Source organism: Fredinandcohnia quinoae (genome assembly GCF_022427965.1).
Classification (GTDB): Bacteria; Bacillota; Bacilli; order Bacillales; family Bacillaceae_L; genus Ferdinandcohnia; species Ferdinandcohnia quinoae.
The window spans coordinates 1-18,432 of sequence record NZ_JAKTTI010000056.1 but is presented as its reverse complement, the minus strand read 5'-3'; the positions used below and the strand labels follow the sequence as shown (position 1 = coordinate 18,432).

Genomic DNA, 18,432 nt, shown 5'->3' with positions numbered 1-18,432 from the left:
GCAAGCTCGAAAAAATCTGGGCGCAAATACGCCAAGGCGCATTTGATTGGGGGAGAGATTTTATGAAAATAGCAGAAATTGGGGATATTATTGAGTTTAAAGAAGGCCTAAAAGGTATCGTTGAAAAGGTTAATGAGAATTCAGTTATTGTTGATTTAACGTATATGGATAATTATAAAGACTTTGATTTAGAAAGAAGAACGGTTGTAAATCATAAAAACTATCGTATTATTGAAGCGTAAGTAAAAGTGCTGACAATTTAGTCAGCACTTTTTATTTTATGCTCCAAATGATTTGTTCTTTTGGAATTTCGGCTGTATTGAGGTTAACATTTTTGTATTAGACAGAGAATAAATGAGTAATGCAAGCCAAATACATATAAATGTAATCAAGTGAGCTTTTGAAAAATGCTCGTGGTATAGAAAAACACCAAGAATCAGACTTATTGTAGGTGCAATATATTGCAGAATTCCAATCATTGAAAGTGGAATTCTTTTCGCTCCACTTGCAAACCATAGTAATGGTAAAGCTGTCGCCATCCCTGCCCCTATTAATAATAATTTCACATCAAGGTTAGCACTCGAAAATGCATCCACACCACCACGATAGAGAAAAAGTAAATATAGTAAAGCAATTGGTGTGACCACCATTGTCTCAAGTGTTAATCCAATTAATGAATCCAACTTTGTAAGTTTTTTCGTTAAGCCATAGAAACCAAAGCTCAGTGCTAACGTCACAGCAACCCATGGAAAACTACCGTATTGAATTGTTAAAATTAGCACACCGACGCCTGCAATTATGAAAGAAATAGCTTGCCAGAATAAGAGTCGTTCCTTAAGTACGATGATTCCTAGCAGAACACTTATTAAAGGATTAATATAATATCCCAGACTCGCCTCAATAATATGCTCGGAATTTACTGCCCAAATATATGTTACCCAATTGATACTAATTAGGATAGATGAAGCAATTACCCATACTAATGAAATTCTATTTTTTAATAGGAATTTCAAACTTTCTATTAAACTATTGCCTTTTTTAGTTAAAAAGACAATTCCAAGCACAAAAACAAATGACCAAACAACCCGATGTGCTAAAATTTCAATTGCTGAGATTTTATCTATTAGTTTCCAATAAAGGGGTAATACACCCCAGGCTATATACGCAATCGAGGTATAGATGACACCAATTTTGTATTCACTCATTCCGGTTCGATTCATTCCTTCAATCTCCGTTCTGTTTGGATTGATATGTTTATTATATTTTTTAGCATACGTTTTCACAATGAAAAAGAACTGCTAAAGGTAAAAAGCTCGAGATTCTCGAGCTTTTAAATTTATTACTTATTGCATTATTATTTTCTACCCCTGATTTCATTATGCTTTGTTTCTGCTGGATCATTTCCAAAATCCTTATCTGCTCCAATTGCATTTGAAGCCTTTTTCATTTTCTTTTGTTGACCTTTGCTGCTATTACGTTGTGCCACATTAATTCCTCCCTTTTATTCTTTCGTATCTTTACCAGCTTCTTCAGCTAATTGTTCGAAAGATTTCACCTTACCGTGCGGGTTTTGCGACTGCTTCCTTACTGTCCATTGACGTTCTTGTTGACGTTTCGATTGGGTCATCTTGTCATTCTCCTTTTTAAAAATATCTTCAAATCATCAATAGGATAAGTCACATGACATAATTTATCCCATGTAAAATGAGGAAATGTTAAAATAACATCGTAACCATCTAGAAACGAGGAACTATTATGAATAAAACATTTTATCTTTCACTATTACTTGTACACTTTCTTCTTTTTATTAGCTTTCAGTCGAGTTTACCTTTTTGGATTGTTTTTACACTTTCTTTCATATGCTTATCAATATTTGCAACTATTTTTAGTAAGTATGATATAAAGGACACAACTATATCGAATATTTCATTAGGCTTACTTTCTGGAATCGGACTTTATTTTGTTTTTTTGATTGGAAAACAATTAGCTTCGGTTATTTTCCCTATATATCTTGAGGATATTAGCCACTTGTATAACTCAATAGCACCGGTTACTTGGTGGCATTATATTGCTCTTTTTCTCATCATCATCCCTGGTGAAGAGCTTTTTTGGCGAGGATTCATTCAAAAGCGCCTATCTCAAAATCTATCATCCAGTGGATTATCCATACTGAGCTCTGCCATTTTATATACATCAGCCAATCTATACGCAGGTAACCTTTTATTTTTACTAGCAACATTAGTTGGCGGTATTCTCTGGGGAGCACTATATGTATGGAAGAGAAATATCGTTGTGAACATTATTTCTCATCTTATATTTGACTTACTGCTTATTGTAATTTTTCCTATCTTCTAAGCCTATCTTTTAGGTAAATTCTTAATCGGTTTTAACAATAAAATTAATATTACTAAACTTACATAACCGAATAACGGATACAGAAAGGAAATTAAGGAGCCATAGCCTAGTTGGCTAATTAAATATGCAATGATGAGAATGCCAATCACAATAATAATGGTTGGCATTCTCACTATGTTCTTCAGTTGCCGCTCTAATCCAAATATATTTCCAATAACAGATGTGAAGATTTCACCATATATGACAAGAATGTAAAGCCAAAAAAATGATGGCATAAACATCTTCATTACTTCTGCCATTGGAATTTCATACACTTCAACATTTTCTAGAGCTGATAATGAAATATGACTCGTAAGCAAGATTAAGCACAATCCCGCTCCTCCAATAAATCCACCCCATTTTAAAATACCTTCATTCTTCATATCTTTAGCTAATGGGACTAAAACAGCCATTGCCATCGCAAGATTAAAGGCAGAATATAAAAAAGGAGTCATGATCCATCTCATACTTTCAGATGTTGACGTATTCCAATTAAATACTTCGTCTGGATTAGTGAAAAACACTTCAATCGCCAGCACCGTACTAAAAAATATCATAATTGGGACGACAAACATATTGACCCCAAATAAACCTTTTACACCAAAAAGCAGGACAAAAATCGTTAACGCCATCGTTAGTAAGGTTCCAAGCTGATAGGATAACCCCAATTGCTCCTGGAAAACAGCACCCGCCCCTGAAAGCATGACTGACGTTACCCCGACTAAAACTAATAACATTAATATATTGACAACCATTCCCGCTGTTTTCCCAAATAAATATTCATTAAACTCTTTATATGAGCTAGCTTGGATCCTATTAGCAATGATCATTATTTTTGTACCTAACCATATAAATAAGAAACCACTAACCAATATGCCAATAAAGCCATACAAACCATATTGAGTGAAGAACTCCACGATTTCTTTCCCTGTCGCAAAGCCCGCTCCTACTACAGTACCTACATATACCGCACCAATCTGAAATGCTGCTCCCCAATTGCCACGCACAAAGTCCACCTCATTTATGCCCTTTTACATGATGTATATGTAAAGGTTGGACAAATAAGACGAGCAGTTCTATTTACCAAAAAATACAAGTGCATTTCTCTTGAAAGTCAAAAATGGTCAAAGTATAATATGATCATAGGTCAAAGATAGTCAGACAAGAACGACCTGCTTTTCCCCGTGTTTTAACACGGTTTTTAAATAATCTATTAGTCAAAGATAGTCAAATCAAGTTGATTAAAGGAGGAATTTGATTATGATTTGTCAAGCATGTAATACAAAAGAAGCTACTATTCAACTACACATTCAATTAAACAATGAAAGAAAACAAGTTCAACTTTGCAGCGAATGCTATGCACGAGAGAAAAACAATATGAAAATACCTTCTGGAATGAATGGATTTCCGCATTTTTCATTCGATGAAATGCTAAAAGGTTTTACTGGTGATCAAATGGGAGCACAGCAGCAAGCAGGAAGAAAGCAAGGTGGCAATGGCGGTGGACTACTTGATCATTTCGGCCGTAATCTAACCCAAATGGCAAAGGCCGGCTTAATTGACCCTGTTATTGGCCGAACTGATGAAATTGAACGCGTAATCGAAATATTAAACCGTAGAAATAAAAATAATCCAGTATTAATCGGTGAACCTGGGGTTGGTAAAACAGCGATTGCAGAAGGATTAGCACTTCAAATCGTTGAAGGTCATGCACCAAATAAGCTATTGAACAAAGAAGTATATTTATTAGATGTTGCATCACTTGTTGCGAACACAGGTATACGTGGTCAATTCGAGGAACGGATGAAACAATTAATAGCTGAACTACAAAAGCGAAAAAATATTATCTTGTTTATAGATGAAATCCATCTACTAGTTGGTGCAGGCTCTGCTGAAGGTTCAATGGATGCAGGAAATATATTAAAACCGGCACTTGCACGTGGCGAACTACAATTGGTAGGCGCTACAACATTAAAGGAATATCGTCAAATTGAAAAAGATGCTGCATTAGAACGTCGCTTCCAACCTGTAATAGTTGATGAACCTACAATAGATGAAGCGATCCAAATATTAAAAGGAATTCAATCTAAATATGAGGAATTCCATGGGGTTTCCTATACAGAAGAGGCCATTAATGCATGTGTAACTTTGTCACATCGTTATATCCAGGATCGATTTTTACCTGATAAAGCAATTGATCTACTAGATGAGGCCGGTTCAAAAATGAACCTCAAAGCTGGAGTTACAGACTCTAAGGAAATTGAAGAGCGACTAGCTAAAATCGGGGCAGAAAAAGAGCATGCTGCACAAGAAGAAGATTATGAAATAGCCGCAAAATTAAGACATGAGGAAATATTATTAGAAAAGCAGCTTAACCAAGTATTTGAGAAGGAAAAAAGTATCGTAGATGTTGCCCTAATCCAAAAGATTATCGAGAAGAAAACGGGTATCCCAGTTGGAAAGCTTCAAGAAAATGAACAGGCTAAAATGAAATATCTAGCAGAGAACCTTTCTAAAAAGGTTATTGGTCAAGATGAAGCCGTTACTAAGGTTGCAAAAGCTGTACGTCGCAGCCGTGCAGGACTAAAAGCTAAATCTCGACCAATTGGTTCATTCCTTTTCGTTGGTCCTACGGGGGTAGGTAAAACCGAATTAACAAAAACACTTGCTGAAGAATTATTTGGTTCAAAGGATGCGATGATTCGTCTTGACATGAGTGAGTACATGGAGAAACATTCAGTATCAAAAATCATTGGTTCACCTCCTGGCTATGTTGGTCATGAGGAGGCAGGTCAGTTAACTGAACAAGTTCGTAGAAATCCGTACAGTATTATTTTATTAGATGAAATCGAAAAAGCACATCCAGACGTTCAGCATATGTTCCTTCAAATTTTAGAGGATGGACGTCTAACTGATAGTCAAGGTCGTACAGTCAGCTTTAAAGAAACTGTAATTATCATGACAAGTAATGCAGGAGTTGGTCATAAGAAGATTTCTGTCGGATTTGAAAAGGCTGAAACAGATGCATTCAAGGAAACATCAATTTTAGAATCGATTAGTACTTTCTTTAAACCAGAATTCCTAAACCGCTTTGATAATATTATTGAATTTAAACAATTGGATAAAGAGCATCTCCTTCAAATTGTTGATTTAATGCTAGGTGAGCTCGAAGTGACTCTAGCTGAACAACATATATCGATCACAGTTGATATAGAAGCAAAACAAAAACTTACTGAACTTGGATATAATCCAGCATTCGGCGCACGGCCGTTACGTCGGGTCATCCAAGAGCAGCTTGAGGATCAAATAACTGACATCTTGCTAGAAGCTGAAAATAGAACAAGCCTTCATGTCACAACCGAAGCCAATAAAATCATAGTGAAATAAAAAATTTCTGCTCAAATGGAAAAGCTCCCTAATACAAACGTTGGGGAGCCTCTTTATAGTGCCTTAATTTTCGTATGTATTGATTTCAATGCTTTCCTTCTATTTGAAAAAAGACTATGCAAAACCATTCCTGTGATAATCATGAAAAGTCCGATAAAAGAATGAAAACTAGGTAATGGTAAATTTAATAATACGATTTCTCCTAGAATTACAAAAATGATTTCACTTGCTTGAGTTGCTTCAACTGCAGCTAGTTTTTGTTGGTCACCTTTCACCATTTCAGTAGCAAAGAAAAAAAGGATAGTTGCTATCACCCCGGAAGATAATGAGACGATAAAGGATTGAAAGATTTGTTCCTGACTTGGCATTCCAACCTTTACTACGCCTACTCCGGCTAAAATAACCCATAATGGCATGGATGCGATTGTCATTCCTAATACACGCTGGAAAGTATCTATCTCACCTTGGCAATGCTCCATCATCTTTCTATTTCCGAGCGGATATGCAAACGCAGCGATAATAACTGGCAGCATACCTAGTAAAAATACCTCAATTCCAACTCCACCACTGGCCTCTTGTACTTGAATCAAAATAATTCCCAAAAAGATAATTAAAGAAAAAATAAGGCCTTTTAAAGGAATTTTTTTTCTAATCTTCTTTGTACCTAAACTTGTTTCAATAGTCTCATAGAAAAAAGGCACAACCAATAATCCTGCAATTATCGTGAATTGCCATGTTCCCGCTACTAACCATCCCGGTCCTGAAGCAGCAGCAAAAGTCAAGGGTCCATAAAAAAGGCCGAAGCCAACCGTACTCCATACTACCCATTTCATTGGATTAAGTCGCATATTTAGAAAAAGCCCCTTCAGATTTCCCCTAACAAGGACAATCCCAACTAAGAAGGGAACCATGAAAAAATAACGTAACGATGAGCTCCAAAGCCAACTTCCACCAGATAACTCCATCGATCGATTCAAAATAAAAGTAACCGCGAAAAAAACGGATGATAATAAACCGATTAAGATTGCTTTCAAGCGCTATCCCCCTACCCTTTATGAAAAAAATCTATCTTCAACAGATAGATTTTTCTTAATTATTTGATTTTAACACAAAAATAAAGGAGGAAGACGATCATGAACTTTATTTTTTAGATAATCCATTCATAATAAATTGTATTGTTAATTCAATTTCTTCCTCATCATTCCATTCAGATTCTGGAACAATGATGAACCTCATTATTAAAAAGCCAAAAATCGTTGTTACAACCATTCGTATAACTGATTTAGTTGGAATGTCGATAATTTCACCTTTTGCCTGATAGTACTCTACAACCTCAATAAGCTTATTGTATGCATGATCCATAAATGCTTCCTGAAATTGCATTTTCATTTCATCGTGAAATGCTATTTCCTGAAGAATGATCTTCAATAATGGCGTATTATTTTTCACAAAATTATAGCGATTAAATAACATTTTACGAATGATTTCATCAAATGATAAATCTTCATGCTTAACCAAAACTTGTTTAATAAAGGTTTTTGCTACCACTGGAAATACTATTTTCAATAATGTAGGTGTAATGATTGAATAAAGTAGATCTTTCTTTGTACGGTAATGTCGGAATATCGTTCCTTCTGCCACACCAGCTTTCTTAGCAATTTCACTTGTCGATGCTGCAGCATACCCTTTTTCCGAAAAAATTTCGACTGCAGCCTCAATAATTTTAATCTGCTTTTCACTAACCTTTTGATCTTTTTTACCTTGTTCAAAGATCTCTTTTAACCATTCCTGTTCAGACATTTACTTACTCCTTCTAAAGCCTACGATGTTTTTTTAATGCAAAAATATTCAATATCATAAAACATATTGAAAATGCTGCTAGAACATAGACATCTAAAGCAATTGCATCCCAACCACTTCCACGAATCATAATCTCTTTCATTGCATCTCCACCATAAGTTAATGGCATAATATAGCTTATCTTTTGAAGCCAAGGCGCCATTGTCTCAAGATTAAATAGTCCTGAAAAGAATACTTGTGGAACAATGACTAGTGGAATAAACTGAATCATTTGCAATTCATTATTAGCATATGCGGATAGTAATGTACCTAGCGTTAGTGCTGTTATTGCTAATAAGAGTGTCACTAACAGAACATACCAAAATGAACCTACAATCATAATATCAAGAATCGAAATCGAGAACCATACAATAATTGCTGATTGAATAATTGTAAATAAGCCAAAGCCAATTACATATCCTGAAACAATCTCCCATCTACGAATCGGAGTTGCCAGTAATCTCTCAAGTGTACCAACTGTTCTCTCACGTAAAAAAGATACTCCTGCAATAAGAAAAACAAAGAAAAAGACGAAATAACCGATTAAATAAGGACCAATTGAATCAAAAATAGCCATTTCATCCGATCCATGTAAATAAGTGACATCAGGTGAGACATTTAACGGTGATTTTTGCAAATCTTGTAATGACTTTTGAACAATTGTCATTACAGCCTTGTTAGCTGTAGAATCACTTCCCTCTAAAATAATTGAAGGAACCATTCCCTTCATATCAATATAAGCATCAATCTTTCCATCGTTTAATGCCTGTATTGAATGATTTGGCCTAATATTTTCGATTTCGCCACCGTGTTTTTCGATTTTATTAATCAATTCAGAAGGTAATTCACCAATTCCAATCTTAGGAGTGTACTCATCCCCACTAAAAACAAGGGACATAAGCCATAGTATTAAAATTGGAGCAACAATAATTAATCCTAATGTACGTTTATCCCGAATGAATTGCCGTATGATTCTGATGGTAAGTGCACGAACCCTCATCATTTATTCCTCCCATAATAAAGAAATGCGTCTTCAATTGTTGTTGATGATGTCGTTTCCTTTAATTCATTAGGTGTTCCAGTAGCGATTAAGCTACCATTCCTCATCATTGCAATTCGGTTACATTTATCTGCTTCATCCATCACATGGGTCGTCACAATGATGGTTGTCCCTTTATCACTTATCATCCTTAATTCGTCCCAAATAGATTTTCTAAGGACTGGGTCAATCCCAACAGTTGGTTCATCTAATATTAATATTTCCGGCTCATGCAGGATTGAAATGGCAAGTGATAATCGTCTTTTCATACCACCCGAATAAGTTGAGACAATTTTATTGAGATCTCCCGTTAAATTAACGATACCCATCACTTCGAGTATTCTCTCTTTTTGCTTCTTCCCAGATATTCCATAAAGACTAGCAAAAAATTCAAGATTTTCTTTTGCTGTTAATTCACCATATAATGCATCAGACTGCGCCATATAACCGATATCATTCATAACATCCAGATTTGGCATACTTTGCGAGAGTACATGTACTGTTCCATTCGTTGGATGATCAATACCTGCAATCATCTTAACCAAAGTTGTTTTACCTGCTCCAGATGGACCTAATAAACCAAAAATTTCACCTTTGCTAACATTCAGGGAAATATCCTTAATAATCTCCTTTTTAGCAATTGATTTCCCTACCTTCTCACAGGTAATACTGTATTGATTATCCATAAGTTACCTCCATTCGTCTTCCAAAAAAGTGAGTAATCACTCATTGGTATTTTACCACAGATTTTCATTTTGAAAAGTGAGTAATCACTCATTGGTAAATTTTAAATACATGTCATGTGCTCGAGAGTAGTTTCATATACATGATATGAGGTGTAAAACATGTCCTTCTCTTCGAAGTTTTTACTTTTTTTATCATTTATAATATTATTTTTTAACGGTTCATCAATCAGTTTTATACTATACGATGTGAGGCTTGGTGCTTATTTTGGGAATGGGCTTTTTATTCTTTCAAGCTTAGCCGGTGTCTTATTTGCATCGATTGCAGAGGTTGATGCCGGACGTAGAGGCTTTTATTGTAAATATTGTATGTACGGGAATCTACTCATTTCCTTTTATCCTTTATACTTTCATTTAATTGGTATGTGGGTGTTCCCATCACTACTTCGATAATAAAAAAGAACCACTCATAATTATACGAGTGGTTCTATATCTTATGCGTCTTGATCTGTTAAAATCAGCGGGCCATCCTTTGTAATCGCAATTGTATGTTCATATTGTGCCGACAGGCTGCCATCAACTGTTCGGGCAGTCCATTTATTGCTATCCATTTTTGATTGCCATGCGCCTACATTGATCATAGGTTCAATCGTAAAGACCATGCCCTCTTTTAGACGTAACCCTTTACTAGGCAGACCATAATGTAATACCTGCGGCTCTTCGTGCATGGAGGGTCCTATTCCATGTCCGATAAAATCACGAACAACTGAAAAACCTTCCCCTTCCGTATATGATTGAATCGCATGACCAATATCTCCAAGTCGATTACCAATGACCGCTTGTTCGATACCTTTATATAATGCCGTCTTCGCAGCAAGTAGCAGTTTTCCTGCCTCACCTGAAATTTCTCCAACCCCATAAGACCAAGCAGAATCTGCTAGTGCCCCATTTAAATTCACTACCATATCAATCGTTACAATATCACCATTTTTTAACGGTTTCTTTCTAGGAAAACCATGGCATATTTCGTCGTTTATAGACGCACACGTTGCATACTTATAACCTTTATATCCTTTCTGTTCTGGGGTAGCATTATGCTTTTTTAAGAATCCCTCTACAAAATCTTCAATTTCGTATGTGGTAATACCAGGCTCAATCAATTTTTTTATTTCCTTATGACAAGCAGCTAGAACTTGCCCCGCTTCCTTCATTAATTCAATTTCTCTTTTAGTTTTCAAATGAATCATTTTTACACCCTCAATACTTAATTAGATATCTTATTATATCCTTAATATAATTTTTTGCGAAAGAAAAAGACTGCCAAAAGAACAGCCTCTCCCCAAACTTTTATAAAATTTTATCATCCACACTATTTAACCAATCCTCAATCGATCCTACTACAGATTGTACAGTACCATCATCAAATGGAGATAGTAGATTCGCAATTGAAACTAACTCTATAAATGGTTTGCTACCACCTTGTTTACATAGGTGTAGGTAATCCTTCCATGCATCTTCATGATTTTCTCTAGATTTCTTCCAGAATTGGAAAGCACAAATTTGTGCTAACGTATAGTCTATATAATAAAAAGCAGTGTTATAAATATGTCCTTGACGTTGCCAGAAAGCACCTTGCTCTAAATAATTGTTCCCATCATAATCTCGGTCAGGCAAATATGTACGCTCGATTTCACGCCATGCATTATTTCGCTCAGCTGGTGTTAATTCAGGGTTTTCATAGACAAAATGCTGGAATTCATCAACAGCTACACCGTATGGTAAAAATAAAAGTGCTTCGCTAAGATGAGCAAATTTGTATTTATCAGTATCCTCTTTAAAGAATAACTCCATCCACGGCCACGTAAAGAACTCCATACTCATCGAATGAATTTCACATGCTTCATACGTTGGCCAGTTATATTCAGGAACTTCAAAATGTCTGCTGGAATATACTTGAAATGCATGCCCGGCTTCATGTGTTAGGACGTCGATATCTCCTGAAGTACCATTGAAGTTTGAGAAAATATATGGAGATTGATAGTCACTAATATATGTACAGTAACCTCCACCCGCTTTTCCTTTTTTCGCAACAAGATCCATTAAATTATTATCAATCATAAAGTCGAAGAATTCTTTTGTCTCTTCAGATAATTCCTCATACATCTTTTTACCATTTTCTATAATCCATTCGGGGCTACCCTTAGGAACTGCATTTCCAGTCTTGAATTTAAAACCTTCATCATAATATTTCAAGCTTTCTAGTCCGATTCTTTCTGCCTGACGTTTCCTTAATTGAACTGCTAACGGTACAATAAATTCTTTTACTTGATTACGGAAATTGGCAACCATTTCAGCATTGTAATCAATACGGGTAAGTCTTGCGTATCCTAACTCGACAAAATTCTTAAATCCTAGTTTGTGAGCAATCTTTGTGCGCACCTTTACCAACTTGTCATAAATCTCATCAAATTGTTGCTGATGCTCTTTGAAAAATCCAAATTTCACTTCGTTAGCCTTTTTCCGCATATCACGGTCGGTAGATTCCGCGAATGGCTGAAGCTGTGCAATTGTCCGCTCTTCTCCCTCAAAGTCAATTTTTGCAGAGGCAACAAGCTTAGTGTATTCAGAGGAAAGTTTATTCTCTAGTTGGAGGTCTTCAACGACATCAGGTGAAAATGTCTTTAATTGAAGGTCAGCAAAATCAAATAATTGTTTACCCCATTTTTCTTCAAGTTCTTTTCTAAATTTCGAACTAACCAAAGCCTGATAATATTTTGAGGTTAGACCCTGAACTAATGGTTGAATTTCATCTAAATAATCTTGTTCTTCCTTATAAAATTCATCATTTGTATCAATTGTATGTCTGATGTAGCAAAGATTGAATGCTGTATCTACTGTTCTTTGAATCTCAATAATTTCCTTCATTGCAGCATCTTGCTCAAATACAGATTGTGAATTTGTAAACTTCTCTAAACTCTTATTAAACGCTTGTTCAACTTCGTCCATATTTGGACGTACATACTTATAATCATTAAAGTTCATATGGAATCTCCTCTTTTTCAAACTATTCAATATTGAATATGTATTCTTTATTATTTTACACCACTATTCAAGATTTTTTCCACTATTTAATCTTCGTCAAGTTACTTAGGATTTATGATATGATATATTAAAAATTTAGCAAAACTTGTCGATATAACGAGTAGTATATGTAAATCGTTTACTACAATGATACGTTTTACAGTTATTATTCTATTATTAAAAGATTGGGTGATATGATGGATAAGTCGTCAATTATAGGTATAGTTCTTGGCTTTGCAGCAATTTTGGTCGGAATGGTATTAAAAGGTGTAGAGTTGAATGCATTAGTGAACCCTGCTGCCTTTTTAATTATTATCATGGGGACGATTGCAGCAGTAACAATTGCATTTCCTATGAGCGAATTAAAACGGGTTCCAAAATTATTTGGTGTATTATTTAAAGAAAAGAAAATGCTAACAATTGAAGAATTAATTCCAATGTTCTCAGACTGGGCAACTGTTGCTAGAAAAGAAGGACTACTAGCACTTGAAGTAAAGGTAGCGGAAGTAGATGATGAATTTTTACGAAATGGCCTTAGCATGGCAGTTGATGGACAGAGTGCAGAGTTTATTCGAGATGTTATGACAGAAGAAATTGAAGCAATGGAAGATCGCCACCGTGCTGGTGCACTTATCTTCACACAAGCAGGAACATATGCACCAACATTAGGGGTTTTAGGTGCGGTTTTAGGTTTAATCGCAGCATTAGGTAATATGAATGACACCGATGCACTTGGACATGCAATCGCAGCAGCATTCGTTGCAACACTATTAGGTATTTTTACTGGTTACGTTCTTTGGCATCCATTTGCAAATAAGTTAAAAAGAAAATCAGGGCAAGAGGTTAAAATCAAAGAGGTAATGATTGAAGGTGTCCTATCTGTACTAGAAGGTCAAGCACCAAGAGCAATCGAGCAAAAGCTTTCTACGTATCTATCAAATGTTGAACGCCAAAAAGTAATGTCGACTGAGGGTGAGACAACCAATGGCTAAGAAAAAAAAGCATAAGGTACATCATGAAGAACACGTGGATGAATCATGGCTTGTTCCATATGCGGATATTCTAACACTATTACTTGCCCTTTTTATCGTACTGTTTGCTTCCAGCTCTATAGATGTTCAAAAATTCACTAGTATAGCTCAATCATTTAGCAGTGTATTAAATGGTGGTACATCTGTTCTAGAAATGGATAGCATCGAACCGAAAGATGTAGATTCTAAATCTAAAGGAAAAGAAGCTGAAAAGAAAGAAGATAGTGCTGCAGCAGAGCAAGAAGAATTAAAACAAGTGCAAGAGAAAATCAATAACTACATTCATAAGAATCAACTTGAAATTTCGTTAAAAACAAAACTGACAGATGAAGGCTTATTAGTTACTCTACAAGATGATGCCTTTTTTGATTCTGGTAGTGCAACTGTACGCTCTGAAGATGCAAAATTAGCCCGAGAAATATCTGAGCTTCTCGTAATGAATCCTCCTCGCAATATCATTGTGAGTGGACACACAGATAATGTTCCAATGCATAGCAGGGAATTTTCAGACAACTGGCATTTAAGTGTAATCAGAGCAATTAACTTTATGAAAATACTATTGGAAAATGATAAATTAGATCCACGTCTTTTTAGCGCAAAAGGATTTGGCGAATTCGAACCTGTTGCATCAAATGACACTGCTCAAGGTAAACAAAAAAATAGACGTGTTGAAATTTTAATTTTACCTAATGTAAAAGAATAAAAAATCTGGATGTGGTTTCTCATCCAGATTTTTTTTACCAAATAACCTTCCAGTTATGATTAACTGTTGCTCTAATCGTTTTTCTTTCTAGAATGTAGCTAGCAAGAAGTTCTGACATATCAATTTGGATTTCCTTAATAAGAGGTTTTTTTTGATACATCGTATATTCGCCACCACCACCAGCACGATAATTATTCATAACAACATCATATTCTTTATCCATATCTAGGGGCTTTCCATGGTAATTAAGGGTTATCACTCTTCCTCCTACTGGCTTACGGATATCAATAATATATTCAATGCCTTCCCACATATCATAATTGTAATGTTGTGGCTTTGGTTCAACAAAATTTTGGCTCACGACAACCTGACCCACATCATTCAATGAAAAATACCCTGCACTTCGCTCAAGTGCAGCCTTAATGTCACTTCCTAATATACGAATTACATGAAGTATGTTTGGATAAATATAATTTGATACGATATCTCGCATAGTTATATTTGAACAAAATCCAGTTGAAATATTGTTAAAAAGGGCTGTATTTGAAATATCTACCCCGGCAGCTTCCATTTGAACTTTATTAATAAATTCAATAAGCGGATTATCTGCCAGTCTTATCTTCATCGGATCAGAAATTGTCATATCTCCTTCTATTTTCCCTATTGGTTTATCTAACCATTTTTGCGTTTCCGCCTCGTATTCTCGAACCAATTCCAACACCTGCGAATCAGGTTCAATCCCGCGCACATTTAATAACTCCGGTCTCTTTTCATCAATTATCCATTTTTCATTCTCTTTACTTAGAATTAACGTAATTTTCCCGAGAACTTGACCATTAAAGCTTGGTTGAACAATAGCCACTCCATTTACGATTCCCTGAAGTGAGCGATGCTGATGACCTGTTAGAAGAACATCGATTCCTTCAACCTGTTGGCAAATTTGGTAGGCTTGGTTTTCACCAGTTTGTTTCTCGGTCTCTTCTCCAGTTACAAGGTCACGTTCAAATCCACCATGATAAGCAACTATAAATATATCTGGTTTTTCAATCTCTCGGATTTGTCCAGCCCACTTCTTCGTCGTTTCTAATGCATCTTCAAATCGTAACCCTTCAATATGTACTGGATTTTCCCAATTTGGAATATAATGAGTTGTCATCCCTAAAATAGCAATTTTAATATCATCCACCAATTTTATTATATATGGTTTTCCAAAATAAGGTTCCCCGTCCTTCACATCTAATATATTTCCAGATAGCCAAGGAAAGTTAGATTGTTCGACAGCACTCTGCAATACATCCATTCCATAATTAAATTCATGGTTGCCTAGTACTGCTGCATCATAGTGTAAAGTATTTAGTATTTTTATCATTGGGTTTTCTAACGAATTCATATACTTGACATAATGATATGTTAACGGAGTCCCCTGTATTAAATCACCATTATCAATAACAATTGTAGCATCATTCTCTTTTCTTTCATTTTTTATTAATGTACTGATTTTTGCGAGCCCAAGATCTTGTTTTTCGTTATTCCCATAATTTATTGGCAGAACATTACCGTGCATGTCACTTGTCATTATGATTTTTAATTTTCTTTTTATATTCATTTGGACCGTCCTTACCTATTTGTTTAAAAAAAGATATTATAAAATAAATTATATCAATATCTTCCTCGTAATAATGACAAATTTCTATTATTTATAAAAAGTTTACTTTTCAATTTGATAACATACTATTTTAGGCGCATTACACAGAAAAAAGTAAGCTCGTCTCAAGCTTACTTTTTTTGATTAAATTGTTAAGATTTCTTCGATTCTTTGAAGTGCTTCAAAGCTTAGGACGATGTCTGCCCCCTTAGCATTCGCTTCAATTTGTTCTGGATTTGATGCCCCTACAAGAGTACTTGCAACATTATGTTGTCTTAATATCCATGATAAAGCAAGTTCAGGCAAGGTTATATCTAACTCCATCGCAAGTTCTTCGAGGCGATCAATTTTTGTTAAGACAATATCATTAATAATTTTCTTAACCCAAGAGTTTACTTGTTCATTCGCTCCTCTACTTCCTGTAGGGATATTACCACCTTTGTACTTTCCTGTTAATACACCCTGGGCTAAAGGTGAAAATACAACTTGTGAGATACCATTTTTTTCAGAAACAGGGATTATTTCATCCTCGATGTCTCGGTGAAACATATTGTATTGTGGCTGGTTTACAACAATTTTATCCAATAAATATTTATCAGCAACCGTTACCGCCTCTTGAATTTGGGCAGCAGACCATTCACTTACGCCAGCATATAGTATTTTACCCTGCCGGATAAGGTCATCAATTGCCCTTAATGTTTCATCAACAGGAGTTTCAAAGTCATAGCGGTGACAATAAAAAATATCTACATAATCAAGATTCATTCTTTTTAAACTAGCATGTACTTGCTCGATAATGTGTTTTCTTGATAAGCCTCGATCATTTGGCCCGTCCCCCATTGGCCAAAAAGCCTTAGTCGTAATCACATATGATTCACGAGGAAATTCCTTCAATGCATTAGCTAAAACTCGCTCTCCTTCTCCTCGTTCGTATACATTTGCAGAATCAAAAAAATTGATTCCTAATTCATATGCTTTATGTATCGTTTTTGTAGCAATTTCTTCATCAACTGTTTTACCAAAAGTAAGCCAACTACCTAAGCTTATTTCACTGACCTTTAGCCCAGTACGCCCTAATCTTCTATATTTCATAAGTTGTCTCCTCCAGTCTGGTTTCATCCATTGAATCATTCTATCCCCTTAAATTTATCAGAAATTTCAAAAAAGGTAAAGTCGATATCCCAGGAAAAATAAGTCAAAATTTGTAGACATCATCTTTTACAAGATATCCTTTACAAATTTCATAAAAAGGTTTTTCATAGAATATGAGATTAATTTTCCAGGATACTCAAAGGAGTTATGTAAAATGCTTGCAGCTAGAACACAATCAAAGAGTACAAAATCAGGTGAACAAAAAACAATTTATAGTATTTTATTCATAATTGGACTTTGCCATATGTTAAATGATTCAATTCAGGCCGTTATCCCTGCCATGTTTCCGATTTTAAAAAAATCAATGGGATTAACTTTTACACAATTAGGACTGATTTCTTTTGCATTACAAGTTGTATCCTCTGTCATGCAGCCAGCAATTGGTTGGTATACAGATAAAAAACAAATGCCTTTTGCATTACCTACAGGATTAACATTTACTTTCTTGGGAGTTATCGGATTAGCATTTGCACCTAGCTACACAATGATTATAATTTCCGTTTTATTTATTGGCATTGGTTCCGCAATCTTTCACCCGGAAGGATCACGTGTTGCATATATGGCAGCAGGAAGCCGACGGGGGTTAGCACAGTCCATCTATCAAGTTGGTGGAAACTCAGGTCAAGCCTTAGCTCCTGTAATTACTGCGCTAATTCTCGTTCCACTTGGACAATTTGGAGCAATCTGGTTTTCTTTAGTTGCTGCACTTGCAATTATTTTACTCGTATATATTGCTCGTTGGTATTCTGAAACATTGCAAACAGTGGCAAAACAGCCAAAAACATTAACTGATATTTCCAATCCATCAAAAAATTCAAAAGCAATTACACTTGCTCTCATCATGATCGTATTTTTAGTCTTCGCTCGTTCTTGGTATATGTCTTGTATTACAAATTTTTATTCTTTTTATGTAATGGATAATTACCAATTGACGGTATCGCAAGCCCAAGTTTATATTTTTCTATTTTTAGCGACAGGAGCACTTGGAACCTTCTTTGGAGGACCTTTAGCTGATCGTTATGGTAAGCGGAATGTCATTCTAGTTTCTTTGCTTGGTTCAGCACCATTAGCGATTATCCTTCCATTTGTTGGACCAATTTTTGCATATATTATCCTTGCTATTATTGGTTTTGTTTTAATGTCAAGCTTTTCGGTGACAGTTGTTTACGCACAAGAGCTACTCCCTGGAAAAATTGGAATGATGTCAGGGCTAACTGTTGGACTTGCCTTTGGGATGGGTGCTATAGGTTCAATAGCAATTGGCTCAATAGCTGATATAGTTGGACTAACACCTACAATCATTGCGATTGGCTTTTTACCATTACTAGGATTTTTAACTTTCTTGTTACCATCAGATCAGAAATTAGAAGAATGGTATGGGACAAATATAGAATAAATGACAAAAAAGACGCACTATATGTGCGTTTCAGACTGTAGACAAACTCGAAGATTTTCGAGTTTGCCTACAGTTTTTTTTC

The 18,432-nt window shown here is 35.4% G+C and carries 19 protein-coding genes; 7 read left to right on the top strand and 12 right to left on the bottom strand.

Annotation, left to right across the window (positions count from 1 at the left end):
* Positions 1-62: 62 nt before the first annotated feature.
* Entirely contained in the window at positions 63-242 is a 180-nt protein-coding gene (locus MJG50_RS21005; RefSeq protein ID WP_240257738.1) for a YkvS family protein, read from the top strand.
* Between the two features lie 36 nt (positions 243-278).
* On the opposite strand, the gene rarD is transcribed toward MJG50_RS21005, so the two are convergent.
* The 3 genes from rarD to MJG50_RS20995 all read right to left on the bottom strand — a co-directional run bounded on the left by rarD (position 279) and on the right by MJG50_RS20995 (position 1,627).
* Entirely contained in the window at positions 279-1,220 is a 942-nt protein-coding gene (gene rarD / locus MJG50_RS21000) for an EamA family transporter RarD (protein ID WP_240257737.1), read from the bottom strand.
* A gap of 134 nt (positions 1,221-1,354) precedes the next feature.
* Positions 1,355-1,486: a hypothetical protein gene (locus tag MJG50_RS22260; RefSeq protein ID WP_275695704.1), complete on the bottom strand. Its 132-nt coding sequence runs from the start codon at positions 1,484-1,486 to the stop codon at positions 1,355-1,357.
* Between the two features lie 15 nt (positions 1,487-1,501).
* Entirely contained in the window at positions 1,502-1,627 is a 126-nt protein-coding gene (locus tag MJG50_RS20995; RefSeq protein ID WP_010283238.1) for a DUF6254 family protein, read from the bottom strand.
* A 128-nt stretch (positions 1,628-1,755) separates the two neighbouring features.
* On the opposite strand from MJG50_RS20995, the gene MJG50_RS20990 reads away from it, so the two are divergent.
* A complete protein-coding gene (locus MJG50_RS20990; RefSeq protein ID WP_240257736.1) occupies positions 1,756-2,355 on the top strand; it encodes a CPBP family intramembrane glutamic endopeptidase in 600 nt (199 codons plus the stop codon).
* 2 nt (positions 2,356-2,357) lie between these two features.
* Here the strand turns inward: MJG50_RS20990 and MJG50_RS20985 are convergent, their stop codons facing one another.
* Positions 2,358-3,401, bottom strand: coding sequence for a YkvI family membrane protein (locus tag MJG50_RS20985; protein WP_240257735.1), 1,044 nt, complete (start codon positions 3,399-3,401; stop codon positions 2,358-2,360).
* A gap of 253 nt (positions 3,402-3,654) precedes the next feature.
* Here MJG50_RS20985 and MJG50_RS20980 point away from each other — a divergent pair, with 253 nt between their 5' ends.
* Positions 3,655-5,781 (top strand): ATP-dependent Clp protease ATP-binding subunit, encoded by a 2,127-nt coding sequence (locus tag MJG50_RS20980; RefSeq protein ID WP_240257734.1) that lies wholly within the window; start codon positions 3,655-3,657, stop codon positions 5,779-5,781.
* A gap of 53 nt (positions 5,782-5,834) precedes the next feature.
* Here the strand turns inward: MJG50_RS20980 and MJG50_RS20975 are convergent, their stop codons facing one another.
* The 4 genes from MJG50_RS20975 to MJG50_RS20960 form a co-directional block, all read right to left on the bottom strand.
* Positions 5,835-6,815, bottom strand: coding sequence for a DMT family transporter (locus MJG50_RS20975; RefSeq protein ID WP_240257733.1), 981 nt, complete (start codon positions 6,813-6,815; stop codon positions 5,835-5,837).
* A 106-nt stretch (positions 6,816-6,921) separates the two neighbouring features.
* Entirely contained in the window at positions 6,922-7,581 is a 660-nt protein-coding gene (locus MJG50_RS20970; protein ID WP_240257732.1) for a TetR/AcrR family transcriptional regulator, read from the bottom strand.
* A gap of 13 nt (positions 7,582-7,594) precedes the next feature.
* On the bottom strand, positions 7,595-8,620 hold the full coding sequence (locus MJG50_RS20965) for an ABC transporter permease (protein ID WP_240257731.1): 1,026 nt from the start codon (positions 8,618-8,620) through the stop codon (positions 7,595-7,597).
* Positions 8,620-9,345: an ABC transporter ATP-binding protein gene (locus MJG50_RS20960; RefSeq protein ID WP_240257730.1), complete on the bottom strand. Its 726-nt coding sequence runs from the start codon at positions 9,343-9,345 to the stop codon at positions 8,620-8,622. The genes MJG50_RS20965 and MJG50_RS20960 overlap by 1 nt, the downstream gene beginning before the upstream one ends.
* A gap of 159 nt (positions 9,346-9,504) precedes the next feature.
* Between MJG50_RS20960 and MJG50_RS20955 the strand changes: the two genes are divergently transcribed.
* The gene (locus MJG50_RS20955; protein WP_240257729.1) at positions 9,505-9,795 is read left to right on the top strand and encodes a hypothetical protein; all 291 of its coding nucleotides are present in this window, start codon (positions 9,505-9,507) and stop codon (positions 9,793-9,795) included.
* Between the two features lie 41 nt (positions 9,796-9,836).
* Here MJG50_RS20955 and map read toward each other — a convergent pair whose 3' ends face one another.
* Positions 9,837-10,589 (bottom strand): type I methionyl aminopeptidase, encoded by a 753-nt coding sequence (map, locus tag MJG50_RS20950; protein ID WP_240257728.1) that lies wholly within the window; start codon positions 10,587-10,589, stop codon positions 9,837-9,839.
* A 100-nt stretch (positions 10,590-10,689) separates the two neighbouring features.
* Positions 10,690-12,384, bottom strand: a complete 1,695-nt coding sequence (locus tag MJG50_RS20945; RefSeq protein WP_240257727.1) for a M3 family oligoendopeptidase — start codon at positions 12,382-12,384, stop codon at positions 10,690-10,692.
* A gap of 236 nt (positions 12,385-12,620) precedes the next feature.
* Here MJG50_RS20945 and motA point away from each other — a divergent pair, with 236 nt between their 5' ends.
* Both motA and motB read left to right on the top strand, forming a co-directional pair.
* The gene (gene motA / locus MJG50_RS20940) at positions 12,621-13,415 is read left to right on the top strand and encodes a flagellar motor stator protein MotA (RefSeq protein WP_240257726.1); all 795 of its coding nucleotides are present in this window, start codon (positions 12,621-12,623) and stop codon (positions 13,413-13,415) included.
* Positions 13,408-14,157: a flagellar motor protein MotB gene (gene motB, locus MJG50_RS20935; protein WP_240257725.1), complete on the top strand. Its 750-nt coding sequence runs from the start codon at positions 13,408-13,410 to the stop codon at positions 14,155-14,157. The genes motA and motB overlap by 8 nt, the downstream gene beginning before the upstream one ends.
* 34 nt (positions 14,158-14,191) lie before the next feature.
* On the opposite strand, the gene MJG50_RS20930 is transcribed toward motB, so the two are convergent.
* On the bottom strand, positions 14,192-15,763 hold the full coding sequence (locus MJG50_RS20930) for a bifunctional metallophosphatase/5'-nucleotidase (RefSeq protein ID WP_240257724.1): 1,572 nt from the start codon (positions 15,761-15,763) through the stop codon (positions 14,192-14,194).
* A 183-nt stretch (positions 15,764-15,946) separates the two neighbouring features.
* Positions 15,947-16,894, bottom strand: a complete 948-nt coding sequence (locus MJG50_RS20925) for an aldo/keto reductase family protein (RefSeq protein WP_240257723.1) — start codon at positions 16,892-16,894, stop codon at positions 15,947-15,949.
* A 214-nt stretch (positions 16,895-17,108) separates the two neighbouring features.
* Here MJG50_RS20925 and MJG50_RS20920 point away from each other — a divergent pair, with 214 nt between their 5' ends.
* Positions 17,109-18,350 (top strand): MFS transporter, encoded by a 1,242-nt coding sequence (locus tag MJG50_RS20920; protein ID WP_240257722.1) that lies wholly within the window; start codon positions 17,109-17,111, stop codon positions 18,348-18,350.
* Positions 18,351-18,432: the final 82 nt, after the last annotated feature.